General features: G+C 67.2%; 20 protein-coding genes and 2 tRNA genes. 13 read left to right on the top strand and 9 right to left on the bottom strand.

Annotation, left to right across the window (positions count from 1 at the left end):
• Positions 1 to 2: 2 nt before the first annotated feature.
• The 5 genes from HYV14_13775 (at position 3) to HYV14_13755 (ending at position 5,765) form a co-directional block, all read left to right on the top strand.
• Positions 3 to 599, top strand: a complete 597-nt coding sequence (locus HYV14_13775) for an orotate phosphoribosyltransferase (protein ID MBI2387055.1) — start codon at positions 3 to 5, stop codon at positions 597 to 599.
• The gene (locus HYV14_13770; GenBank protein MBI2387054.1) at positions 596 to 1,810 is read left to right on the top strand and encodes an MFS transporter; all 1,215 of its coding nucleotides are present in this window, start codon (positions 596 to 598) and stop codon (positions 1,808 to 1,810) included. The genes HYV14_13775 and HYV14_13770 overlap by 4 nt, the downstream gene beginning before the upstream one ends.
• Complete coding sequence (locus HYV14_13765; GenBank protein MBI2387053.1) at positions 1,807 to 3,117, top strand: adenylosuccinate lyase; 1,311 nt, start codon at positions 1,807 to 1,809, stop codon at positions 3,115 to 3,117. Before HYV14_13770 ends, HYV14_13765 begins: the two co-directional genes overlap by 4 nt.
• A gap of 136 nt (positions 3,118 to 3,253) precedes the next feature.
• Positions 3,254 to 4,489: a class I SAM-dependent rRNA methyltransferase gene (locus tag HYV14_13760; protein MBI2387052.1), complete on the top strand. Its 1,236-nt coding sequence runs from the start codon at positions 3,254 to 3,256 to the stop codon at positions 4,487 to 4,489.
• Between the two features lie 4 nt (positions 4,490 to 4,493).
• Entirely contained in the window at positions 4,494 to 5,765 is a 1,272-nt protein-coding gene (locus HYV14_13755; GenBank protein ID MBI2387051.1) for a PD-(D/E)XK nuclease family protein, read from the top strand.
• A gap of 8 nt (positions 5,766 to 5,773) precedes the next feature.
• On the opposite strand, the gene HYV14_13750 is transcribed toward HYV14_13755, so the two are convergent.
• The 3 genes from HYV14_13750 to HYV14_13740 are packed head-to-tail and all read right to left on the bottom strand — an operon-like array spanning position 5,774 to position 7,999.
• Positions 5,774 to 5,965 (bottom strand): hypothetical protein, encoded by a 192-nt coding sequence (locus HYV14_13750; protein ID MBI2387050.1) that lies wholly within the window; start codon positions 5,963 to 5,965, stop codon positions 5,774 to 5,776.
• Positions 5,966 to 6,005: 40 nt separating this feature from the next.
• Positions 6,006 to 7,274, bottom strand: coding sequence for a tetratricopeptide repeat protein (locus tag HYV14_13745; GenBank protein ID MBI2387049.1), 1,269 nt, complete (start codon positions 7,272 to 7,274; stop codon positions 6,006 to 6,008).
• 2 nt (positions 7,275 to 7,276) lie between these two features.
• Positions 7,277 to 7,999 (bottom strand): ankyrin repeat domain-containing protein, encoded by a 723-nt coding sequence (locus HYV14_13740; protein ID MBI2387048.1) that lies wholly within the window; start codon positions 7,997 to 7,999, stop codon positions 7,277 to 7,279.
• A 162-nt stretch (positions 8,000 to 8,161) separates the two neighbouring features.
• On the opposite strand from HYV14_13740, the gene HYV14_13735 reads away from it, so the two are divergent.
• The 3 genes from HYV14_13735 to HYV14_13725 all read left to right on the top strand — a co-directional run bounded on the left by HYV14_13735 (position 8,162) and on the right by HYV14_13725 (position 11,942).
• Entirely contained in the window at positions 8,162 to 9,379 is a 1,218-nt protein-coding gene (locus tag HYV14_13735; GenBank protein MBI2387047.1) for a S8 family peptidase, read from the top strand.
• A gap of 171 nt (positions 9,380 to 9,550) precedes the next feature.
• On the top strand, positions 9,551 to 10,831 hold the full coding sequence (locus HYV14_13730) for a S8 family peptidase (GenBank protein MBI2387046.1): 1,281 nt from the start codon (positions 9,551 to 9,553) through the stop codon (positions 10,829 to 10,831).
• A 193-nt stretch (positions 10,832 to 11,024) separates the two neighbouring features.
• Positions 11,025 to 11,942, top strand: coding sequence for a diacylglycerol kinase family lipid kinase (locus HYV14_13725; GenBank protein MBI2387045.1), 918 nt, complete (start codon positions 11,025 to 11,027; stop codon positions 11,940 to 11,942).
• Here the strand turns inward: HYV14_13725 and HYV14_13720 are convergent.
• The 5 genes from HYV14_13720 to HYV14_13700 form a co-directional block, all read right to left on the bottom strand.
• On the bottom strand, positions 11,939 to 12,373 hold the full coding sequence (locus tag HYV14_13720) for a cupin domain-containing protein (protein ID MBI2387044.1): 435 nt from the start codon (positions 12,371 to 12,373) through the stop codon (positions 11,939 to 11,941). The genes HYV14_13725 and HYV14_13720 overlap by 4 nt on opposite strands.
• Before the next feature lie 4 nt (positions 12,374 to 12,377).
• Positions 12,378 to 12,452, bottom strand: a tRNA-Phe gene (locus HYV14_13715).
• A gap of 182 nt (positions 12,453 to 12,634) precedes the next feature.
• Positions 12,635 to 13,441 (bottom strand): nucleotidyl transferase AbiEii/AbiGii toxin family protein, encoded by an 807-nt coding sequence (locus HYV14_13710; GenBank protein ID MBI2387043.1) that lies wholly within the window; start codon positions 13,439 to 13,441, stop codon positions 12,635 to 12,637.
• 101 nt (positions 13,442 to 13,542) lie between these two features.
• Positions 13,543 to 14,145: a type IV toxin-antitoxin system AbiEi family antitoxin domain-containing protein gene (locus tag HYV14_13705; protein ID MBI2387042.1), complete on the bottom strand. Its 603-nt coding sequence runs from the start codon at positions 14,143 to 14,145 to the stop codon at positions 13,543 to 13,545.
• 186 nt (positions 14,146 to 14,331) lie between these two features.
• Positions 14,332 to 16,245 (bottom strand): ATP-binding protein, encoded by a 1,914-nt coding sequence (locus tag HYV14_13700; GenBank protein MBI2387041.1) that lies wholly within the window; start codon positions 16,243 to 16,245, stop codon positions 14,332 to 14,334.
• Between the two features lie 205 nt (positions 16,246 to 16,450).
• Here HYV14_13700 and HYV14_13695 point away from each other — a divergent pair, with 205 nt between their 5' ends.
• Together HYV14_13695 and HYV14_13690 are read left to right on the top strand one after the other, a co-directional pair.
• Positions 16,451 to 17,797: a hypothetical protein gene (locus HYV14_13695; protein ID MBI2387040.1), complete on the top strand. Its 1,347-nt coding sequence runs from the start codon at positions 16,451 to 16,453 to the stop codon at positions 17,795 to 17,797.
• Between the two features lie 7 nt (positions 17,798 to 17,804).
• Positions 17,805 to 18,566 carry a hypothetical protein gene (locus HYV14_13690; protein MBI2387039.1) on the top strand — a complete coding sequence of 254 codons (762 nt, stop codon included), beginning with the start codon at positions 17,805 to 17,807 and terminating at the stop codon, positions 18,564 to 18,566.
• A 240-nt stretch (positions 18,567 to 18,806) separates the two neighbouring features.
• Here the strand turns inward: HYV14_13690 and HYV14_13685 are convergent.
• Positions 18,807 to 18,863 (bottom strand) — tRNA-Phe (locus tag HYV14_13685).
• 158 nt (positions 18,864 to 19,021) lie between these two features.
• Here HYV14_13685 and HYV14_13680 point away from each other — a divergent pair.
• The 3 genes from HYV14_13680 to HYV14_13670 are packed head-to-tail and all read left to right on the top strand — an operon-like array spanning position 19,022 to position 22,586.
• Entirely contained in the window at positions 19,022 to 20,287 is a 1,266-nt protein-coding gene (locus HYV14_13680) for a hypothetical protein (protein MBI2387038.1), read from the top strand.
• Positions 20,284 to 21,294, top strand: coding sequence for a hypothetical protein (locus HYV14_13675; GenBank protein MBI2387037.1), 1,011 nt, complete (start codon positions 20,284 to 20,286; stop codon positions 21,292 to 21,294). The genes HYV14_13680 and HYV14_13675 overlap by 4 nt, the downstream gene beginning before the upstream one ends.
• Positions 21,291 to 22,586, top strand: coding sequence for a hypothetical protein (locus HYV14_13670; GenBank protein MBI2387036.1), 1,296 nt, complete (start codon positions 21,291 to 21,293; stop codon positions 22,584 to 22,586). Before HYV14_13675 ends, HYV14_13670 begins: the two co-directional genes overlap by 4 nt.
• Positions 22,587 to 22,607 lie beyond the last annotated feature (21 nt).

Here is a 22,607-nt window from a genome sequence, read left to right as displayed (position 1 = left end):
AGATGAGCCGAATGAACAAGATGGACGTGCTGGGCCTGCTTCAGGAGCACGGCGCGGTGGCGAGCGGGCACTTCCGGCTCGCGTCGGGCCTCCACACCCCGGTCTACCTCCAGCCCGCTTTGGTCCTCCAATATCCGCACGTCGCCCAGAAGGTCGCCAAGGCGATCGCGTCCAAGTTCCTGGCCGCGGTCGACGTCGTGATCTCGACGGGCATGAGCTCGGTCGTCCTCGGCCAGGAGGTCGCCCGCGCCAAGAAGAGCCGCGCGATCTTCACCGAGCGCGTCGGCGGCACGATGGCGTTCCGCCGCGATTTCCGCCTGGAGCGCGGCGAGCGCGCGCTCGTCGTCGTGGACGTCCTCACGACGGGCCGCTCGAACGGCGAGGTCGTCGCGCTCGCCCAGGCCTACGGCGCGCGCGTCGTCGGCGTCGCCGCGATGGTGGACCGCTCGAAGGCGCCGCTGTGCCTCGGCGTGCCCGTGCGCAGCCTGATCGGCTATCCGCTCGAGGCCGCCTCGCCCGAGACCTGCCCGCAGTGCGCGGCCGGCGTCCCGCTCTCGACGGCCAAGCGCGAGATCGAGCTCGGCAGCGACGGCGAATGACCAAGCCGAAGACCGCGCTGAACGCCCTCCTCCTCTGCCACGGCGTCCTGGTGGCGGGCTTCGCGCTGTCCTTCCCGTTCCTGACCCTGTACTTCCACGAGCAGCGGGGGATGCCGATGGGCCTCGTCGGGCTCGCGGTCAGCGGCGCGATCGCGGCGGCGGCGGTCGGTCAGGCGCTCGGCGGGGAGCTCGCCGACGTGTGGGGCTGCAAGCGCGTGATGGTCCTGTCGGTCGCCTCCCGGGCGGCGTTCACCGCGCTGCTGGCGGCGGGCGTCGCCGGGGAATGGCCGGTGGCCGTCATCGTCGCCGTGCACGTCCTCGGCGCGTTCCTCGGTCATTTTTATTCCCCGGCGGTGCGCGCGTGGATCGCGCACGAGCATCCGGCCGGAGGGCGCGCCCGCGCGTACGGCGCGCTGCGCGTCGCTCAGAACGCGGCGTGGGCCGTCGGCCCGGCGATCGGCGGCTTCATGGCGGGGTACTCGTACGCGTTCATGTTCGCGGCGACCTCGGCGATGTGCCTGCTCTGCGTCGGGCTGCTCCTCGGCCTCGTGCCCGCGGCGCCCGCGGCCCGTTCCGGCGAGGGCTTCGCCTGGAGCGGGAGCCTGACGGCGGCCCGCGACCCGCGCTTCCTGGAGCTAGGGATCCTGAGCCTGCTCGTGACCTGCTCGATGTCCCAGCTCGTCGCGCCGCTGTCGGTGCACGCGACGGCCCACGGGGGCCTCGCCACGGCCGAGGTCGGCTTCCTGTTCGGGGTCAACGGAGCCCTCGTCGTCCTGTTCCAGCGGGCGGCCACGCGCGCCGTCGAGCGGGTCGCGCTCACCCGGGCCGCCGCCGCGGGCTGCCTGTTCTACCTCGCCGGCTGGTCCTGGGTCGGCTTCGCGCGCGGCTGGTGGCCGCTCGCGCTCGGCATGGCGATCGTGACGCTCGGCGAGATCGTCGTCTCCCCGAGCGTCGAATCGGTCGCGGCCAACCTCGCGCCGGCCGGGCTCAAGGGCCGCTATCTCGGTTTTCACGGCCTGCTGCAGTCGCTCGGCCAGGCGCTCGGCCCGCTGTTCGGCGGCCTCGGCTACGAGCATTTCAGCGGACGCTGGACGCCCGTGCCGTGGCTGGCCGCGGGCGCGCTCGCGGGCGCGGCCGGCTGGGGCTTCCATCGCCTCGGACGCAGCCTCGACCGCGCCGAGGAAGGTCTCGTTCTACAGGAGGTCGCATGATCCCACGCTACACCCGCCCCGCGATGGGCGAGATATGGTCCGACGACAACCGCCTGCGCGCGATGCTGCGCGTCGAGGAGGAGCTGCTCAAGGCGATCGCCCCGGAGAAGGGCGTGCCCGCCTCCGAGCTCAAGACCTTGCGCAAGCTGCTCGAGAAGTCCCTGCTCGACGCCTCCCGCCGCAAGGAGTCGAGCGCCGGCCACGAGGTCATCGGCATGCTCGCGGCCGTCGCCGGCGAGCTGAAGAAGACCGCTCCCAAGGTCGACCGCTACCTGCACTTCGGGATGACCTCCTCCGACGTGCTCGACACCTCGATGGCGCTGCAGCTGCGCGACTCGGCCGACCTGCTCGTCGCCGGCGTCGAGGCCGTACTCAAGCGCCTGAAGGCCCTGGCCAAGAAGCACGAGCGCACCTGGATGGTCGGCCGCACCCACGGCGTCCACGCCGAGCCCATCACCTTCGGCATCAAGGTCGCCGGCTGGCACGCCGAGGGCCTGCGCTGCCTGCGCCGGCTGCGCGCCGCGCGCGAGCTCATCGCCTACGGGAAGGTCTCCGGCGCCGTCGGCGCGTTCTCTCAGCTCTCGCCCGAGGTCGAGGCGAAGGTCCTCGACGCGCTCGGCCTGCGCCCCGAGCCGGTCTCGACCCAGGTCGTGCCGCGCGACCGCTACGCCGAGTACTTCCACTCGCTCGTGCTGACCGCCTGCTTCGTCGAGCGCATCGCCCTCGAGATCCGGCACCTGCAGAAGACGGAGGTCCTCGAGCTCGAGGAGCCGTTCTCCGACGGGCAGAAGGGGTCTTCCGCGATGCCCCACAAGCGCAACCCGGTGCTGTGCGAGAACCTGTGCGGCCTCGCGCGCCTGATCCGCACCTACGAGTCGGCGGTGACGGAGAACTGCGCGCTGTGGCACGAGCGGGACATCTCGCACTCCTCGAACGAGCGCATGATCATCCCCGACGCCCACATCGCCCTCGACTTCATGCTCCATCGTCTCGAGCAGGTGCTCGACGGCCTGCAGGTGTTCCCGGAGAACATGAAGCGCAACCTCGACAAGATGAACGGCCTCGTCTTCTCGCAGAAGGTCCTGCTGCGCCTCATCGACGCCGGCCTCGGCCGCCTCGAGGCGTACGACCTCGTGCAGCGCAACGCGATGAAGACCTGGAAGGACGGCCGCCCGCTGCGCGAGCACCTGGCGGGCGACCCCGACGTGTCGAAGCGCCTGTCCGCCAAGGAGCTCGACGCCTGCTTCTCGCTCGAGCCCTACGGCGCTTCCGCCCGCGAGATCCTCAAGCGGGGAGGCTGCCTCTAGTTTCTTGTACAGTTAATCGAACCACCAAGACGCCAAGTCGCTAAGAACGACGTTTCCTTCGCGTCTTTGTGTCTTCGTGGTAAAAAAATAGAGGGGCGGCTGCCTTTAGCCGAACCCTGACGCAAGGAGAATCACCATGACTGACGCCGCCAAAGCCGCGCCCGAAGCCGCCGTCGCCGAGAAGCCGCTGCGCATCATCCTCAACCCGGACCGCGACAAGCGCGTCAAGGCGGGGCACCTCTGGATCTTCTCCAACGAGATCAAGGAGGTCCTGTCGGACCACCCTCCCGTGCCGGGCGACCTCGGCGTCGTCGTGACCGCCGGCGGGACCTCGCTCGGCATGGCGTTCTACAACCCGAACAGCCTCATCGGCGGCCGCGTGATCACCCGCGACCCGAAAGAGATCATCGACGAAGGCTTTTTCAGACGGCGCCTGGCCGAGGCCATCGCGTACCGGGAGAAGGCGCTGCCGGGCGAGACGTCCTACCGTCTCTGCTACGGCGAGTCGGACGGGCTTCCCGGTCTCGTCGTGGACCGCTACGGCCAGTACCTCGTGCTCCAGGTGATGTCCGCCGGCATCGAGCGCCGCATGCCGTGGATCCAGGCCGCGCTCGAGGAGCTGGTCAAGCCGAAGGGCATCTTCCTCAAGAACGACCACAAGGTGCGGGCCCTCGAGGGCCTTCCCCTCGAATGCCGGACCTTGACGGGCACGGTCCCCGAGCGCGTTCCGATCACGGAGAACGGCCTGCGCTTCGCGGCGCCCCTCGGCGAGGGCCAGAAGACCGGCCACTACTTCGACCAGCGCGAGAACCGCGCCTTCCTGCGGCCTTACTTCTCGGGGCGCAGCGTGCTCGACCTGTACTGCTACACCGGCGGCTTCGCGATCGCCGCGGCCAAGGGCGGGGCGAAGTCGGTGCTCGCGCTCGACAGCTCGGGCCCCGCGGTGCAGCTCGCCCGGGAGAACGCGAAGTTCAACGGCGTGGACGGGATCGTGTCGGCCGACGAGGGCGACGCGGAGACGGTGCTGGAGTCGTTCGCGCGCGGCCAGCAGCCCTTCAAGCCCGACATGATCGTGCTGGACCCGCCGAGCCTCGTGCCGGCCAAGAAGCACCTGCCGCAGGCCCTGCGCCTGTACACGAAGCTCAACGCCCAGGCGATGCGCGCCCTGCCCAAGGGCGGCCTGCTCGTCACGGCGACGTGCTCGCATCACGTCTCGCGCGAGGACTTCGTGCTGATGCTGCGCAACGCGCAGGCGAAGGCCGAGCGGCCGATGCGCTTCGTGACTTTGCGCGGCCAGGCGCTCGACCATCCGATCCTGCTGTCGATGCCGGAGACGGAGTACCTGCACTTCGCCCTGCTGGAGATGATCTAAGCCCATGGACCAGCCCCACTTGGAGGAGGACCGTTCCTCCAAGTTCTCGCCGTCGAAGCTCTCGGTCTATCAGAACTGCCCGAGGCGCTACCAGTACCGCTACGTCGACAAGATCTCCCGGATGCGCAAGACGCCGGAGACCGTGGTCGGCGTGGCGGTGCACTCGGCGTTCGAGGAATTGTACGGGCTCGTGACCGGGGGGAAGGTCCCGTCGCTCCCGGAGCTCCAGGAGATCTACGAGCGGGAGTTCTCGGACGGCTGGGACGAGACGGTCGTGGAGAAGGACGCGCGCTTCGCCAAGGACGACTGGAGGAAGGTCGGGCGCGACTGCGTCCAGCTGTACTACGAGGGCCACCAGCCGTTCTCCGCGGACCGCACGGTGGCCGTCGAAAAACGAGTCGGGTTCCCGATCACGGTCGACGGGCACGAGTACCGCATCGAGGGCTTCGTGGACCGCCTCGCGCTGGCGCCGGACGGCGCCTTCGAGATCGTGGACTACAAGACGGCCAAGTCCCTGCCGAACCAGCAGCACGCCGACGAGGACTGGCAGCTCGCGCTCTACGAGCTGGCCGTGCGCCGCGAGTGGCCCGACACGAAGGAGGTCCGCCTCAAGTGGCATTACGTGCGCCACGGCAAGACCTTGGTCTCCATCCGCGACGACGCCGCGCGCGCGAAGCTCCTGGCCGACGCGTCCGAGCTGATCTCGAGGATCAAGCACGACCATGAGTTCCCGACGAGGCAGTCCTCCTTGTGCGATTGGTGCGAGTATCGCGACCTGTGCCCGCTCTTCCGGGACGAGCATCGGGTGGCGGCTCTGCCGCCGGAGGAGCGCGCGAAGGACGGAGGCGTGAAGCTCGTCGCGCGCTACGCCGAGATCGAGGGCCGCCGCAAGCGGCTCAAGGACGAGCTGAAGGTGGTCGAGGCCGAGCGTGAAAGGGTCGAGGAGGAGATCGCCGACCTGGCCGAAGCCGAGAAGCTCGCCGTGATCGCCGGCGAGCGCGCCCAGGCGTCGGTGACGGTCAAGGAGGAGATCCACCTGCCGACGAAGACTGGGGAGGCCGAGAAGCACGCGGAGCTCGAGGCCGAGGCGAGGAAGACGCCGCTATGGGCGGAGGTGGCGAGGCTGGACGGGCACGCGCTTCTGGACGGGCTGAAGGCCCGCAGGTGGACGGGAGAGCTTCTGGCCCTCGCGGAGTCCCTCGTCGCGCGTTTCGGTCACAGGGTCCGCAAGCGGACCGTGCGCCTCAAGCGCCGTGCCGACTCCGAAGAGGACTAGCCGCAGTCCTAGTCGTAAGCCGCTTTATCGGATCCGCCGATCCCGAGCTGGACCGCGAGGCTCATCCAATCGGTCTTCAGGCGGTCATGCTGCGCCTCGAGCTCGTTCCAGCCCTGCTCGAACTCAAGCGCCTTGCCGCCCTTCGCTTTCCGAGAGGAAACCTTGTGGTGCCGGACCGACTTCGCCAGTGTTTTCTTCATGTCGTCCTCAAACGCAGTATAGCCCCGGCTCCCGTTTTCGTCAACGGCTTTTTTCCGGAGCGCCGTCGAGCGCGGCGCGCGCCGCCGCGTGCTCGCCGAGGCGCTCGTACAGCGTCGCGATGCGCCGCCGGTCGTCGGGATCGGGCGCGCGCTCGCGGGTCTCGGCGAGGAACGCGAGCGCCCCGGCTCGGTCGCCGACGTCGGCCGCGAAGTAGGCGCGATTGAGCCGGAGCTGCGGGTCCTCGGGCTGCTCGGCGATCAGCGCGTCGATCATGAGGCGCGCCGTCTCGTGCTCCTTCAACTCCTCGTAGACCAAGGACATGTGCTGGCGCTCCTGGAGGTCCGGCTCGAGCTCCTTCGCCGCCGCGAGCGCCTCGAGCGCCGCGGCGCGCGCGCCGCGGCGCGCCTCGAACTCGGCGAGCTCGATCCTCGGCCCCGGCTCGCGCGGCGCGTCCTTGACGAGCCCCGCGAGGACGGCGCGGGCCTCGCCGTGCTCGCCCAGCCCTTGATAGAAAAGCGCGGCGCGGCGGCGGCCGTCGGGGTCGAGGCCCGCGCGCAGGGCCTCGGCCATGGCGGCGAGCGCCGCGTCGCGGTCTCCGGCGCGCTCGGCGAGCGCGGCGGCCTCGAACCTCAGCCGTCCGTCCGCGGGCGAGTCCTTGATGAGGCCGTCGAGCAGCGCGCGCGCCCGGCCGGATTCGCCCAGGTCGCGGTACAGCCCGGCCATGCGGCGGCGCTCCTCCGGTCCCGGCTTCAGCCTGCTCGCGGCGGCGAGGTGCGCGAGGCCCGCGTCGCGTTCGCCGCTCTGCGCCGCCAGCGAGGCTCGGTCGAGCCGGACGCTCAGGTCCCGCGGGGACTCCGCGATCAGCCCGTCGAGCAGCTCCCGCGCCGGGGCGTAGTCCTTGAAGTCCTGGTGGAGGAAGGCCATGCGCTGGCGGTCCAGGGCGGTCGGGCCGAGCCGGCGCGCCTCGGCGAGGGCCTTCAGCGTCGCGGCGCGGTCGCCGGCCCGCGCGACGATGGTCGCGAGGTAGAGGCGCAGGCGCGGCTCGCCGGGAGACTCGCGGATCAGGTCGTTCATCATCGACTCGGCGGCGGCGTAGTCCTTGAGGTCGGCGTACAGCAGGGCCGCGCGCTCGCGCCGCTCGGCGCCGCCCTCCCGGGGCCGGGCCGCGGCGAGGAGCTCGAGGGCCCTCTTGCGCTCTCCCGTCTTGAAGGCCGCCGTCGCCTCGTCGAGCGAGGGGGGCGGCGCGTCGGCCGGCGCGGCGGCGCACAGGGCCGCGGCGAGGACGGCGGCCGCGAGCGGCGCCCGCACGGCTATTCCAGGAGGTCCGCGGCCGCGGCGTGGCCGCGCTTGAGGGCGAGCTCCCGCGCCGTCAGACCGTCGCCGCTCTTCAGCTTCGGATCCGCCTTCGCCGCGAGGAGCGTCTTCACCGTGTCGGTCCAGCCGCCGTGGGCGGCCCACATCAAGGCGGTGTAGCCGAGGGCGTCCTTCGCGTCGACCTTGGCGCCGGCCGCGATGAGCCGGCCCGCCGCGGCGGCGCGGCCGAGCTGGGCGGCGCGGGTCAGCGCCGTGAGCCCGTTCGAGTCGCGCGCGTCGACCTTGGCCTTGCACGCGAGCAGGGCCGAGACGGCCGGCGTCGAGACCGCCGCCGCGTAGGCGAGCGCGGGGACCCCGGCGGAGTCCTTGGCCGAGCAGTCGAGGCCTTTCGCGGCGAGCAGGGCGACGTTCGCCGCCTTGCCGCCCTTCGCGGCCTCGACGATCGCCGACCAGCCGGGCTCGTCCTTCGGCGCGGGGTCCGCCCCCGCGTCCAGCAAGGCCTTCAGCGTCGCCCCGTCGGCGTGCCCCGCGGCCCACATCACCGCGGTCCAGCCGTGGGCGTCCTTGGCCCCGAGGTCCGCTCCCGCGGCGAGGCGCGCCTTCAGGCCCGCGGCGTCTCCCGCCTTGACGGCGTCCACGAGCGGCGGATCGGCGGCGGGCTGGGCGAGGGCGGGCGCGGCGACGGCGAGGAGCGAGAGCGCGGCGAGGTATTCGATCATCAGGTCAGTATAGACCGCGTCCGCGACGGCGTCAATACGGCCCGGGACGGAGGGCCTAAAAATAGTGACCTATTGGACCCAAATTCGACTAGGCCTTTCGGACCGGAGTATGCTAGATTCGGAATCGTCGACGGTACTTCTGAGACGACGTTTAGAGGAGTCATGAAAAAACTGATCGCGTTGTCGATTCTCGCCGTGCTGCTGCCGGTGTGCGCGTCCGCCGCGGGCGCCAAGCGCTATCTGATCGCGTTCAGGGACGGCACGACCCCCGCCCAGCGCGAGGCCGCCCTGCGCGAGCTCGGCGCGACCAAGGCCGACGATCTCTCCGAGATCGGCGCGCTCGTCGCCCTGCTCCCCGAGGCCAAGATGTTCTCGGCCTTCGCCGAGAAGGCCGCCGCCATGCCCGAGGTCCTCGAGGTGCAGGAGGACATATATAGGAACTGGCTGCTCGAGGCCCCCGTCTTCCACGCGCCCTTTCCTTCTTATGAGTCCGTCCGCGCCGCCCTTCCCGCCGTCGCCGCTCCGCCGGCGCGCCCCGTCTTCCCGCTTCCGGCGGGCGTGGACGCCGCCGAGGTCCCGTGGGGCATCGCCCGGGTCGACGCTCCCGCCGCCTGGGCCGTCACGAAGGGCGAGGGCGTGAAGGTCGCGGTCATCGACACCGGCATCGACTGCGGCCATCCCGACCTCAAGGCCAACTGCGCCGGAGGCTACAACGCGCTCGATCCGAAGAAGCCGCCGATGGACGACAACGCTCACGGCTCGCACGTCGCCGGCACGATCGCGGGCGTCCTCAACGGCCAGGGCGTCGTCGGCGTGGCCCCGAAGGCGCGCCTGTACGCGGTCAAGGTCCTCGACAAGGACGGGGCGGGCGGGCTCACCTCCATCATCAAGGGCCTGATCTGGTGCGGCAACAACAAGATGGACGTCGCCAACATGAGCCTCGGCGCCCCGATGGGCACGATCTTCATGCGCGCCGCCCTCAAGTACGCGACGGTGCGCGGCGTGGCCGTGTTCGCGGCCGCGGGCAACGACGGCGGCTCGGTCAACTACCCGGGCGCGTATCCCGAGGCGATCACGGTCTCCGCGCTCGCCCCGAACGAGACGATCGCCAAATTCTCCAGCCGCGGCAATCAGGTCGCCTTCATCGCGCCGGGCGTGGACGTGAAGTCCTCGGTCCCCGGCGGCGGCTACGACAACTACGCGGGGACGTCGATGGCGACGCCCCACATGGCGGGCCTGGGCGCCCTCGCGGTCGCCCGCGGCGCTCACGGCGAAGCCGCCGTCCGCGCGGCGCTGCGCCGCGCGGCCGTCAAGGTTCCCGGACTTTCCGCGTCCGAGCAGGGCGCCGGCGTCGTGGACGCGGCCAAGCTCGTTCGTTAGGACCCAGGAAGAGGGCCTACGCGTTCGAGACGTAGGACCTAGGGCATAGGCCTTTAGGCCTAGACGGTGCTAGGCCTTATGCCTCAGGGCGGAAGTAGGCCTTCCGCCCATAATAGGCGCAGACGAAAGACCCGCTCCGGGTCCCCTCAACGGAGCTAAGGGGAGAACAAAGTGAAGAAACTGATGACCGGACTGATGATCGCGGCGCTCACGGCCGCCACCGCCTCGGCGGCGCCCGCGCCGAAGGGCACCAAGCGCTACATCGTGACCTTCGACGCGAAAGCCAAGAAGGCCGACCGCGACGCCGCGCTCGGCAAGATGAGCCTGAAGGCCTCCAAGGACATCGCCACCAACGGCGACACCGACAAGGAAGTGTCGGTCTCTCTCGTGGACGTCCCCGCCGGCCGGACGCTCACGACCCAGTCCGCCAAAGCGCTGTCGAGCCGCATCGTCTCCATCGAGGCCGACCGCCGCGTCAAGTGGATCGAGTCCGCGCAGGTCTCCTTCCAGGCCGCCCCGATGCCTTCCTTTAATGGAGCCATGGCCGGCTTCAACTTCGGCGCCGCCCGCGGCATCATCCAGAACCCGATGGCCTCGGCGATCGCCGCGCAGCGCAAGGAGGAGACGTGGGGCATCAACCGCGTCCACGCTCCCGCCGCCTGGCCGCTGACCGAGGGCAAGGGCGTGAAGGTCGCCGTCATCGACACCGGCATCGACGCCGGCCACCCGGAGCTTTCCGGCAGCGTGGACGGCGGCTACTCGGCGATCACCAAGACCGAGAACCCGGCCGACTACCAGGACGACAACGGCCACGGCTCCCACGTCGCCGGCACCATCGCCGCCAAGAAGGACGGCAAGGGCGTCGTCGGCGTCGCGCCGAAGGCCCGCCTGTACGCCGTGAAGGTCCTCGACGCGGACGGCTCGGGCAACCTCTCCGACGTCATCGACGGCATCGTCTGGGCCGCGAAGAACAAGATGGACGTCGCCAACATGTCCCTCGGCGCGCCGGTCGACAGCGAGGCGATGAAGCGCGCCGTCCGCTTCGCCCGGGGCTCCGGCGTCGTCATCGTCGCGGCGGCCGGCAACTCCGGCGGCTCGGTCGGCTTCCCCGGCGCCTACGAGGACACCATCGCGGTGGCCGCGTCCGACTCCAACGACAAGCTCGCGGGCTTCTCCAGCCGCGGACCCGAGGTCGACTTCATCGCCCCCGGCGTGGACGTGCTGTCCGCCAAGATGGGCGGCGGCTTCGCCTCCTACTCCGGCACCTCGATGGCGGCCCCGCACGTGGCCGGCCTCGCGGCGCTGGCCGTCTCCCAGGGCTACGTCGGCCTCAACGGCCCGGACGGCGTGTTCGCCCAGCTCAAGAAGGCGGCCTCCACGCTCCCGACCGAAGGACTCACCGTCGAGATGCAGGGCGCCGGCATGATCGACGCCGGCAAGCTGGCCCGCTAAGCCTCCCGCCCCGTTTCCCGCCCCGACCGGTACCCCTCCCGGTCGGGGCGGTTCTTTTTTGGTGTCAGTCTTACCGTTATTTCCACTTTGTCGGCGCGGGGAGGGGCGGCGAGATGGCCGCGTCAACCCCAAGCCCCTCCGGACATCATCCCGCCGCCCCCCTGACTCAAACATCGTAAAATAACCGGCAACGATGAGAACGCTGTTCATAGTCAATCCGGCGGCGGGGCACGGGCGGGCGGGGGGGCGCTGGGACAGGGCCCGCGCGCTCGCCAAGGACCTTTTCCCGGACCTGGAGCTGGCGCGCACCGAGAAGCCGGGGCACGGGCGGGAGCTGACGCGGCAGGCGACGGCGGACGGCATGGAGCTCATCGTCGCGGTCGGCGGCGACGGCACCCTCGGCGAGGTCGTCGACGGCTTCCTCGCGGTGCCCGAGCATGTGCGCCGCAACACGGTCCTCGCGACCTTCCCCGCCGGGTCGGGCTGCGACTTCGCCAATCACATGGGCGTGCCGCGAGAGCCCGAGGCATGGGCCAAGGCTTTCGCCGAGGGCAAGCGCCGGCGCCTCGACGCGGGGCGCGCGACCTTCCGCGCGGCGGACGGCGCGCCGCGCTCCCGGCACTTCCTCAACGTCGCGGCGCTCGGGCTGCCCGGCGACGTGGCGCTGTCCGTGGCCGCGCGCGGTAAGTTCCTCGGCGGCACCTTGACCTATCTCGTCGAGGGCGTGCTGTCCGTGGCGACGGCGAAGGCGCGGAGCATGCGCCTCACGGTCGACGGCGTCGCGGAGCCGGCGGCGCGCTACCACCTCGTGGCCGCGGCCAACACGAGCACCTTCGGCGGGGGCATGAGGCTCGCCCCGCAGGCGGACGCGGAGGACGGGCTGCTCGACCTGCTCACGATCGGCGACATGACGCGTCCGGAGCTGATGTCGCTGCTGCCCCGGGCGTATTCGGGCGGACACGCCGGCCGTCCCGGCGTCGTCCTGCGGCGCGCGCGCCGCGTCGAGATACACTCCGAGGAGCCCCTGCCGCTCAACATCGACGGGGACGCGGACGGGACGGCGCCCGTCGTGTTCGAGGTCCTTCCGAAGGCGATCCCCTTCCGTCTCTAGTTGGAGGAGGCGGGGGCGGCCTTCATGTCGAAGGGCCCGTTGAAGGCGGCGAGGAAGTCCGCGCCGCCGAAGCCGGCAGCCTTAAGGGAGAAGACCGTGCCGCCGGGGAGCATCGCGTAGGCGCCGGCGGTCAAGGTCTCCTTCTTCCCCGCGAGCTCGATGACGAGCTTGCCTTTCAGCACGAGGATGGTCTCGTCGGCGGTATGCGAGTGCGGGGACAGGGCGTAGCCCCGGGGAAAGCGCACCAACGTCTGCACCGCGTGCGTCTTGGGGTCCTCGTAGATCAGGTGGTACTCGGCGCCGGGCGGGAGGCTGCCCGAGGCTTTCCAGTCGACCTGCGAGGCGGATCTCACGACGGGAGCCGCGGCGGTCTGGGCGAGCGCCCAGGACGCGAGGACCGCGACGACGGCGATGGGAATAGCGCGCTTCAAAAAATGGTGGCGGGGGACAGGATCGAACTGTCGACACCCGGTTTTTCAGACCGGTGCTCTACCACTGAGCTACCCCGCCGAATCTATAAAAAATCTCAGCAGAATTTCGACCCGTCACGACCCGAATCGGGCCTCTTCCGCCGAATTTTTGTCGAGATCCTTGTCGAGATGAAACGGAAATCGGATGCCGACGGGCGATTATGCCAGTTTTAGCGCGTTGTTCGCAATATCGACGTGTAGGCCAGTCCGGGAGACCGGATGTCATTTGGCTTTCCACGGTCCCAGCGTCGCCCAGCGCATGGAGAATTTTCGGTCCACCATGCCTGCCTCAGCGATTGGGATGAGGAATTCTTTGATGGGAGCGATAGTCTCCTTGAGCGACTCCGGCGCGCCGGTGAGGCCCGTGCGCGAAAGGAACGCGCGCCATTGCGGCTGCTTCTCCTCGTGGAACGCGGACGTGAACGCCGTGGGCGTTGGCGTGAGAGTCGTGCCGCGGTGCGCGAAGGTCGTCCGGATCGCCTCGGCCAGCGTTTCGCCGTCGAAGTCGAACTGACGACTCAGCAGCCAAAGATCATAGAAGTCCTTCATTCGGGTGTTGATCATGCCGAGCTTGACCATGGCCTCGAACTTCTCCGCGACCACCGTCTCCGGCGGGTAGCCCTTGAGCTTCGGCGCGGGCAGATCGAGGATCACGGGGTAGTCGATCGCGGCCGGCGCCGGAGTCACGCTGTCGCCGAAGCCGACGTCGATCTGCATATGAATACGGGCTTGTTCCAGCTTCCCCTGGAATAGAAGCCGGACGCCCTCATAATCCACGTCCTCTTTGATCTTCTCGCCCTTCACGAGCGCCGGATCGAATACGATTCCGTCCGTTTCGATTTCGATGCGGCAGATGTCTTGGATGACTTTCACCAAATTCGCGATCGAATTTTCCGTCCGCGCCAGGAGGTCTATATCCTTGGTGGCGCGCGAGCGCGGGGTGCCCCAGGCGACGAACATCAGCGCGCCCTTGAGCACGAGGCGATCCTTGTATTCCGACCGGCTGAGCCGATAAAGGAACCGCTCCATCGCATAGTACTGAAGGATTTCGGCGAACGGGCGCTTCGATTCTTTTGCGAGGTTGGCGAGTTTTTGCCGGACTGACGCGGCAACGTTCTTGAGCGGTTTTTTCACAGCAGGGCCTCGAGGTAGGGGCGCATGACTTTCTCGACGCGGCAGATGCGGGCGTACTTCAGCAGTTCATCCGGCTTGGAGCGCTTCTTCTTGAGGCACAGCTTCAGTGCCTCGAGCGCCACATCGAGGCCGATCTTGTTGCGGAACTTGAAGCAGTCGGCCACCGTCTTCTCCGGTGAGTAGACGCGGATGTGGACGCCGTCGATCTTGTGCGTCTCGGCGCCGCTGCCATAGGCGGGCTCTTTGAACCAAGAGAAACGCGTAGGAGGGGAATCGAGCCGCGGCCGCTCCGTGCCGAAGGGCAGGGCGATATGGACCGCATGCGGAACCTGAGTCGTGATGTCGTGGAAGGAGAGCGCGGAGATCAGGCAGACGATGCCTTTGGGGACCCTGAGGGCAACCGTGACCAGATCGGGATTTGAGAGCGGGGGAGCTTTTGCGAATCGGTAGAGTCCGCGGCCGAGCCTTTCAATGAGCCCGGCGTCGCGCATGGCATAAAGAGCCCTGGGATGGATTCCCAGGCGCATGGCTTCGGACGAATGAAGTCCGCCGCGGTGTGCTTTGAAGATGTCGAGTTGGCGGGTGAATTCTCGGGGCATGGATAATAATACCTATATATAAAACTATCTATAGGTATTATTGATCTGGACAATGATTATGTCAAGCCTTTTGTTTCGATCCGATTCGGTCTGCAATCCCTGGAATTCTGACCGATCGGCTCCGTCAAGAACGGCTGCGCGATCTGGCCTGTCGGGAATGAGTTGTTTTCCCGACGGACAAGGAAGTTAGGCCCGAACAGAGTCTTTGAGGGGCAGCTCCTTTTCTTCGAGAACCGACTCGACGTCGGTGTCTACAGGCCTCTTGGCACCCGAAGCCTCCAGGCGCTTTTGAAGGTTGAAGGTGCGCTGGTGAGCTCTGGTGAGCAACGTACGGTAGAGCATGGGCTCGATGAACGTGGCATCGCCGATCTTCTCCGGGTCCAGATCAGCTTCCATCGTAGCGCCCAAAACGATGGCGCTGATGACGGTCCCGGCAGTCACGTCACCGGCCTTGCGGAGCGCCTTGGCGTAGCGCTTTGCCTGATCGACCTCACCCTGCTTCAAGTCGAAGCCACCTTTCTTCAACTCAACGATCAAGATCTTCCGGACGCCTGAAACCTCTCCGTCTTGCCCAAACGAGGCGGCCGCGTAGACGCCAATAGATCGTTCCGGGAGAGCCACAAAATCAGGGCGGCCGCGACCGACGTTCTTGGTGGTACCTCCGAGGGATTCCCGGACGATGGTCGCCAGGCCTCGATTGGAGTGGAAGTCGACCGCCTCGTATTCCGGGCCGAACATCCACAGCCCGCGCTCGAACAAGGGTTGGAGATCGTGAAGCTCGTCCGTCTTCACCGTCTCAACGAGATCCTGGAGCTTGGCGATCAGCTTGAGGCGGCGCTCGAGTTCGTTAAGGACAATCTCTGCGTGTCCCGCGGACCACTGCTTCATGAGTCCGTTCCACTTGTCGATGTCCTCAGGCGAACACGCAGCCAACTGGCCCAAAAGGTCGTAGCCCGAGGTGGTCTGTTCCATCTTCGCGTAGATTTCGACAGTCCGGGCTAAATCCTTCTCCGAAATGGTTGGACATTTCTCCTGAAGCTCGTCGATGAATTGCCCGACGTAGCGCTTCGAGGTGATGGACAACTCGCCCAGGAGCTGGCGGTGTTGGGCGAGCGTCGCACGCTTGCGCTCGCGCCTGTTCTCGGCCTGAACCAGGTTCAGGGCATGGATGATGCGCGTGTGGACCGCCTCGCGGACCGCCTCGACCTTCGGAGATGCCCGGAAGGCCACCCAGTCAGCCTTCACAGAGTCCTTCAGGATGTCCGCCTCGACCACGAAGCTGAACCGCTTGGCGAGCGTAGTGCGGCCGTCGAGGTAGTTGCCCTCACCATCCAGGCCTTCCCAGGAGGGATCGCCCACCATGCGCCCCTTCACCCACCACGTGATTCCGCGAAGTTGGGAAGTCCGATCTTGAACTTCGGAGTCGATGCGGTGAAGAACGATTTCGCCAAAGCCTTCGACGTCCACCGTCTCGGTGGCGAGACGGTGGAGGTCGACAAGAGCGACAGAACTCCCGTTCACCTGAATTTGGAAGCTCGGGTCTACAGCGAACTTGGAGCCAACGGTCTGGATGACAGTGGCTACCGGCAGGATGTTTTTGTTGGCTTCAGCAGAAATAACCGTGCCGTGGCCCCGGGCCTTGCCGACCTTCTGAACCTCACAGACGAAGGGAGCGTCGGCCTGCCGCGAAACCTGCGCCCGGAAGGAGTCTCCGTCCTTCTGAGACTCCACGATGTACGAATCGGCGAAGCAGAATCCGGCATGCCGGCCCTTGCCGTTCCGGCCGAAGGCCTGCCGCTTTTTGCCGCCCCTGCCCGGAGGGTACTGGACATCTGGACCCTGCGCTTCGAGGCGGTTGTAGCAGAGTTCTCGCCACCTCGACTCGAACTCCTCCCTGGACATCCCCGTGCCATCGTCTTCGATCACTAGTCGCCCAGGGGATGAAACAGGCCACGTGATCTTAACGTTGCTGGCGCCGGCATCATATGCGTTCGCGATCAATTCGATGATCGCGACCAGGGGGTCGACAATGATTTGCCCGGCGTGATCCTCCAGGAAGCGATCGCTGAAGGTGAACGGCAAGGGTTGGCTAGTGGCCACAGGAACCTAAGTCTAGCATACCCGCCAATTTTATATCGAGAATCTGACATCGACGTGAACATGTGGGGCGTGCTACAATACTTACTGTCGTCGACGGAGAATGTTGCCGGAAGCCGAGCCCACCTGAAGCTCCCCGCCGCCACCGTCTTCGCCTGCCGTGCCGGAAATTTTCGCTGGAAAGCAGTACGGAGGATTCACACCTATTATGGCCGAAAACGATTCCGCCCCCATCTCGCCCGCCCCGCAGAACGAAGATCATAAGTCCGCTCTCGAGCAGTTGGAGCAGACCGTCAAGCGCGCCAAGGAGTACTTGAAGGTCATCGAGGGCACCAACAAGAAGGCCGTGGATGCCGATGGCAGGCTGATCGAGCTGTTGGCCAAGGCGGGCGAAGCGCAGATGAAGGCGGATAACGAAGCGTTGCGAGCGAGCCACGCGAAGGGCCTTGTGGAGGAACACTCGGGTGCGGCTGCGAAGCTGAAGGGCTCCATGGAGAGCGACACGGCGGTCATCGCCAAGAAGCGGGCGGAGATCGAGACCATCGTCCAGAGCTTCGCCAATCTCCGCTCGACGAGCGAAGCCGACGCGACGGCGATTGCGAGCGCTCGAAAGACCGCCGACGAGGCCGCCAAATCCGTGACCGAGACGTCCGGCAAGGCCGCAGCTGTTCAGGCCAACATCTCCGAGACCAAGAAGAGCATCGAGGATCTCGCTCTGTCCGTGCGTGAGGGAACCAAGGCGATTACCGCCGATCTCGCGCAGATTTCTGCCGCCAAGGAAACCTCCACGGCGCACGTAGCGGCGATGCAAAAGGCTACGACGACCTGCAACGAGTTACAGGAGCGCTCGAAGACTGCGCTCACCGCCATCGAGACCCTGGAGAAAAACGCCAAGGCGAAGGCCGAGATGGTCAGCGATCTCACAGAGAAAAGCCTCACTCTGGAGAAGAAGGTCGAGGAGTACGAGGGCAATTTGGCGGCGCTCCAGTCCGAATTCGCTGCCATGAAGGACAAGATCGAGGGGCTCCTGCCCGGCGCCACGAGCGCCGGCTTGGCCTCTTCATTCTCCACACTGCGCAAGCGTCACGAAGAGGCCCGGAAGTGGTGGATGAAGGTCCTCTTCGCGTGCATCGGATCCCTGCTGATCATCGCCTACTTCGACGGCGGCTTGTCGGGACTCCAGGAGTGGGATGCGATCAGGCGGCACTTCGTTCAACGCCTGCCGTGGATCGTGCCGCCGATCTGGCTCGCCATCGTCGCCGGGCGCCAGTACATGATGGCCGTCCAGATGGAAGAGGAGTACGCGAACAAGGAAGCGGTTTCGACGTCCTTCGAGGGCTACAAGCGCGAACTGGCGTCTAACCCCGAGGCCTTGCAGGCCTTGTGCAACCGCGTCCTTGAAATCTTCGCTCGGCGTCCCGGACGCATCTACGAGGGGAAGCAGCAGGACGTCACGCCGCTCACGCCCGCGGTCGAGGCGGTACAGAAGCTCATCCCGGCGACGGTCGAAGCTGTGATGGCGAAGATCAAGGGAGTCCCGGCCGGCGGAGCCTGAGTCCGCAGTGCCCATCAAGAAATTGCCAAAGCCTGCCTCAGAGGAACGGGATTCATTGAAGTCCGAGAAATTGCCAGTGCGCGACAGTCTGCTTATCGCGGCACAAGGCGCTCTATCGTTCGTTCCGCACGTTGGAAGCGTTCTAGCACTCCTGCTCGACAAATGCGTCCCTACGGCCCTTCAGGCCCAACGAGATGAACTGTTAGCAACTTTGCATGACGACTTGGAGCGAGTGAAGCACAGGATCAGCGATGAGCGTCTTCGCTCCCAGGCCTTCAATATAATGCTTGTGCGAGTTCTACGAGATGCTGTGGTAGAACCTGCCAAGGAAAAGCAAGCGGCATTTCGGGCGATCCTGCTCAACGAGGCCATCGGTCCATCGACGAACCCGGAGGCGGAGTTGTTCGTCAAAATAACCGAGGACCTGACAGTCGAGCACATCCAGACCCTGCGGGTGCTTCACAATCCAGGAAGAGTCGTGAAAGAGAATCCTCAAGTGTCGGAAGCCATTCGTTCGGCAACCAGCCCGAATAGCTTCCGGCCAGCGCCTCTAAGCCTCGCGTCTCTTTTGCTACAGCCAGCGTTGCCCCATATTCCAAAGGACCACTGGAAAGTCTTGCTCACTGGGTTGGCGAGTTGCGGCCTGATCGAGGACATGGGAGAGACGTGGGGTGGTTGGGATAGGGCGATTGATCCTCGCCACGTCACGTTGAAGCGAATCACCACGCTTGGCGATAGATATATAGCCGCTATTACATTCAACGAATAAACGCCCTCTGTGTTGTGGCAGTAGTTGGTTTGCTCATCGCCGGAGAGTGAATCGCGTGGCATTTGCCAGTGACGGACCCGGCAATTGGGCCGTAGCGAGAGTTCTGATAGTGTCCACGACGGGCAGGAGTATTTTGTCGAGATGTTTGTCGAGATGACGGCAAAAACGCACATCCAACGACAAATCGCGATTTGCTGAAAAGGTCGCAAAACGCGGAATAAGTCGCTTAAAGGCGGGATTTGGCGGGGGCGGCGTCCGTCTTTTCAGACCGGTGCTCTACCACTGAGCTACCCCGCCGAGGTGAAGATACTATCAAATCGCGCCCCCGGTTTTCGCCCAGGGTCCCGGCGCCCCACCTCGTCTGCGGACTGTCCAGCGGGGCGGGCTTGGCCTTGGGTCTGCGCTCATGACGGTCATTGGGGGGAAGATATTGCGATATCTGATAGGATGGGAGCATGAAGCGCGCCGTCGCCGCGTTATTCTGCCTGACCCTCCAGGTTCGCGCCTGGGGCTTCTCGACCACGATGCCGACCGACGTTCCGGTGACCATCATCGTCGACAAGCCGACCCGCGGGAGCGGGGAAGGGGGCGCCTCGCCGCGCGAGCCCCGCGAGCCGCGCGAGTACTCGAGCCCCTCGGCGACTTCCGCCGACCCCGCGGAGGCCCTCGAGACGCTGGCCGTGATCGTCGCGGCCCCGGTGATCGTCGTCGGCGGCGCCATCTACCTCGCGGGCAAGGCCTTCACGGACTGGCTCGAGGAGCGACGGCTCGCGCGGGAGAGGGCGGAGCGGGACGCGGCGGAGTACCGGCGTTGGCGCGAGGAGGAGGATCGCCGCGAGGCCGCGGTGATCGCCGACCTCCAGCGGCGAGAGAATGCCGGCCGCGAGGCGGAGTGGAGCCGTGTCGGGATGCTGCTCGACGGGCTCGTCGACAGCGCCGAAGCCGCGGAGCTCGGCGCGGACATATTCCCTTACGATGACGCCGTCCTCGAGACCGAGCGCGTCGTGAAGCTCCGCAGCGGCAAGAACAAGTTCGCCCGTCAAAACGAGTACAACGCCGACATCTTGGCGGCGTATAAAGAACTATGGGCGGATCCTTCGTTCCGGACGACGCTTCGCCTGGTCACCCCCGTGCATTACAAAGGCCTTATCGCCTGGGAAAGCTCGTTCAATCCCGACAACAAGAAAAACTGCGGGTTCGCCAAAAAGAAGTGCGGCGGCAAGCCCGGAGCGATGCTCATAGGCGTCGGGCTGCTCTCGATGGTGCACGAAAACGCGACCGATCGAAAGGGCGCCGCCCTGCTCGTTACAAGCGAGGTCGACGAGCGACTCGACCCCGCGAAAGCGATCCGCGGCGGCCTACGCTCGCTTCGCCTGGTCGAGGAGAAGCTCACGGACATATACCAGGAGGCTCATGCGGCGCCCGACGACGAGGCTCTGCGGGAGTTCATCATGATCGGACACAACGTCGGCTACCCCGCTTTAAGAAGAGCGCTCCGCGAAGGGCCGCGCGATTACAATAAGCCGTTGTCGAGCCTCCGACTGGCCGATATGATGAAGCCGCGCGCGGGCAAGCCGCCTTTGTTGGAGGAAATCCTGAATAAGGGCGATCAGCCGGAGAAGTTCCAGAAGGAGGCCCGGCGATACCTCAAGAACGTGGCGGATTGGATCGAGGTCGCCAAACCTAAACCGCCGAAGCCGCCGAAGGAGAGCAAGCCATGAGAGCCGTCATCGCCGCCGCCTTGCTGCTGACGTCGTCGCCAGCCCTGGCTTGGGACAAGGTCTATGACGGAGCGGGCGTCGAACGCTTCGTCGAAAGGGACGGCAAGCTGTGGGCGTTGCCTGGCTTGTCGAGCTCGACGGACCGCGGCACGTCGTGGGTGGAAGGTCTCGACGCGGGCGGACTTCTCGATTCCGACGTTTCGGACGATCGGCGCGAGATCGCCGTCCTCCCCAAAAATTACCTGCATCTCCAGAAGTTGGACGACGAGGAAGAGACGCTGAACGAAGGCGTCCAGGCCCTTGTCGCGATCGCGGCTCGTTTCCTGGGCCGTTCGGCGATGGTGATCGGCTTCTCTCGGGACTCGAAGGACGACAAGGTCGGCGTTCTGATCTCGCGCGACGACGGCGCCTCCTGGACGACGGTGTTGAGCGGGCCGCTCGGCTGGCGCGTCCGGCCGTATGTGTTGGATGATAAGCGCGCGTGGATCTGTTCGACCGATGGGATTTCCGCCGTATGGCGCACGACGAACGGCGGCAAGGACTGGGACCGCTCGAAGTCCTCGACGCCTCTGTTCGGCGCGTGCGACGCGCTGTTCTTTCTCGACAAGAAGCGAGGCTGGGCGTCGATCGCCTCCGGCGCGGCGCGGACGATCTACGCGACCGACGACGGCGGCGACGAATGGGAAGCCCGCGGGACGATCTCGCTGTCGACCGCCGGTTCCGTCTCGCTGGCCTTCGCGGACAAGAACCGCGGCTGGGCGGCGGCCCCGGGCGCGTTCTGGGAGACGGCCGACGGCGGCAAGACCTGGGCCTCCAAGCCGGCTCCCCCGTCCGCCGTCCTTCCCGAAGCCGTGGCCCTGCGCTACGTCGAGGGGCGGGGAGGAGGCCGCCTGCTGTACGGCACTTCGCGCTCGGAGGACCTCCCCGAGGACGACGAGGCGAACGTGACCGGCCGCGAGACGCGCTCGCGCGGCGAGATATGGAAGCTGGAGGCCCCGGCCCCGTGAACCTCGCGGCGCTCCTGATCTTCCTGGCGTCCTCCGCCCCGGCCTCGCCGGCGTCGGACTCGCTGAAGACCGTTCGCTCCGAGATCAAGTCGATCTCGCTGCGGCCCTACGAGTACGAGCGGGAGGCGCGGGTCTTCAGCGTGTTCTGGGGCCTGCACGTCGCCGATACGATGCGCGCCGTCCGGGCCGGCGAGCCCCGGCCGTACCTCTCCTACGACCGCGAAGAGCGCATGTACTTCGACTGGCGCTCGCGCGAGAACGCGCGCCGCGGCGTCGGCGATCCGTGGTGGCGCCTCGAGGATTACGAGAGACGGAAGCTGTTCGGCGAGCAGTTGGCGCGGGAACGGCGGATTTTCGACTCCGTCCTCGACGATCACGCGACCTTGCCGCGCCGCGAGCGCTACCGCGACTGGCTGCTGGCGTCGGCGCCCGCGCCGGAGGCGTCCCGCATCCTGCGCGAGGCGCGCGACCTGGCGGCGGCCGGGCGCCGCGCGGAGGCCTTGACGCGGCTCGAGTCCGCGGGCGCCGACGCGGACTTCTCGCCCGAGCTGGTGCTGGCGCGCGCCGCCCTGCGCATGGCGGCGGGGGAGATGAAGCTGCCGTGGGACGAGTGGGACCGCTTCTACGAGGTCTTGAAGGCTCGCGACCCGAAAGGCGCCCGGCGCGAGCTGTCGTGGGAGATGCTGTGCCGCGCGGAGCAGTCGCGCAGCGGCGACTGGAAGTTCTCGCACTCCTACGGGAACCCGACGGCGGAGGAGTGGGACGCGCTCGTCCGGGCGGTCGGCCTCAAGCCGGGGGACGCCGACTTCGCCGCGCTGCGCGACTACCTGAAGGCGCACCTCGCGGCCGCCGCGGCGGCGGCCAAGGCCGCCCGCGGCCGCCCGGCGTGCGGCCTGGTGCGCGTGTCCGCGTCCGGCGGCGGCGACGCGGCGACGATCTCCGAGGGTCTCGCCAAGCTCGAGCCTTACGGCGGGCGCGGCGTCCTCCTGCTCGCGCCCGGGCGTTACGACGAGGCCGTGGCGGTGCGCGGAGGCCGCGTCGCGCTGCGCGGCCCGGGCGCGACCGTGGCCGCCCCGTACGGGCGTCCCGCGGTGAGCGTGCAGGGGGCCGAGGGCTTCGTCCTGGACGGCGTGGCCCTGTCGGCCCGGGGCGCCAACGCCTTCGAGATCCGCGCCAGCCGGGGCGCCACGCTCAAGCGCTGCGCGATCGAGGCCGAGGCCGGCCGAGGCCTCTACAGCGACGGCTCCGCCGAGGTGACGGTCGCCGATTGCTCGACGGCTGTGGCCCCCTGAGCGGTCGCACCCCGTCAAACA

The organism is Elusimicrobiota bacterium, from assembly GCA_016182905.1.
Taxonomy (GTDB): domain Bacteria; phylum Elusimicrobiota; class Elusimicrobia; order UBA1565; family UBA9628; genus GWA2-66-18.
Note: the sequence above shows the minus strand (reverse complement) of the source record. Positions and strands in the feature narration are given on the sequence as shown.

Bases quoted from the DNA above. Each gene is read 5' to 3' on its own strand.
- HYV14_13755 (MBI2387051.1), top strand. From the start codon at position 4,494: ATGGACCAGCCCCACTTGGAGGAGGACCGTTCCTCCAAGTTCTCGCCG.
- HYV14_13760 (MBI2387052.1), top strand. From the start codon at position 3,254: ATGACTGACGCCGCCAAAGCCGCGCCCGAAGCCGCCGTCGCCGAGAAG.
- HYV14_13695 (MBI2387040.1), top strand. From the start codon at position 16,451: ATGGCCGAAAACGATTCCGCCCCCATCTCGCCCGCCCCGCAGAACGAA.
- HYV14_13675 (MBI2387037.1), top strand. From the start codon at position 20,284: ATGAGAGCCGTCATCGCCGCCGCCTTGCTGCTGACGTCGTCGCCAGCC.
- HYV14_13765 (MBI2387053.1), top strand. From the start codon at position 1,807: ATGATCCCACGCTACACCCGCCCCGCGATGGGCGAGATATGGTCCGAC.
- HYV14_13735 (MBI2387047.1), top strand. From the start codon at position 8,162: ATGAAAAAACTGATCGCGTTGTCGATTCTCGCCGTGCTGCTGCCGGTG.
- HYV14_13725 (MBI2387045.1), top strand. From the start codon at position 11,025: ATGAGAACGCTGTTCATAGTCAATCCGGCGGCGGGGCACGGGCGGGCG.
- HYV14_13750 (MBI2387050.1), bottom strand. From the start codon at position 5,965: ATGAAGAAAACACTGGCGAAGTCGGTCCGGCACCACAAGGTTTCCTCT.
- HYV14_13710 (MBI2387043.1), bottom strand. From the start codon at position 13,441: ATGGAGCGGTTCCTTTATCGGCTCAGCCGGTCGGAATACAAGGATCGC.
- HYV14_13775 (MBI2387055.1), top strand. From the start codon at position 3: ATGAGCCGAATGAACAAGATGGACGTGCTGGGCCTGCTTCAGGAGCAC.
- HYV14_13740 (MBI2387048.1), bottom strand. From the start codon at position 7,999: ATGATCGAATACCTCGCCGCGCTCTCGCTCCTCGCCGTCGCCGCGCCC.
- HYV14_13705 (MBI2387042.1), bottom strand. From the start codon at position 14,145: ATGCCCCGAGAATTCACCCGCCAACTCGACATCTTCAAAGCACACCGC.
- HYV14_13770 (MBI2387054.1), top strand. From the start codon at position 596: ATGACCAAGCCGAAGACCGCGCTGAACGCCCTCCTCCTCTGCCACGGC.
- HYV14_13680 (MBI2387038.1), top strand. From the start codon at position 19,022: ATGAAGCGCGCCGTCGCCGCGTTATTCTGCCTGACCCTCCAGGTTCGC.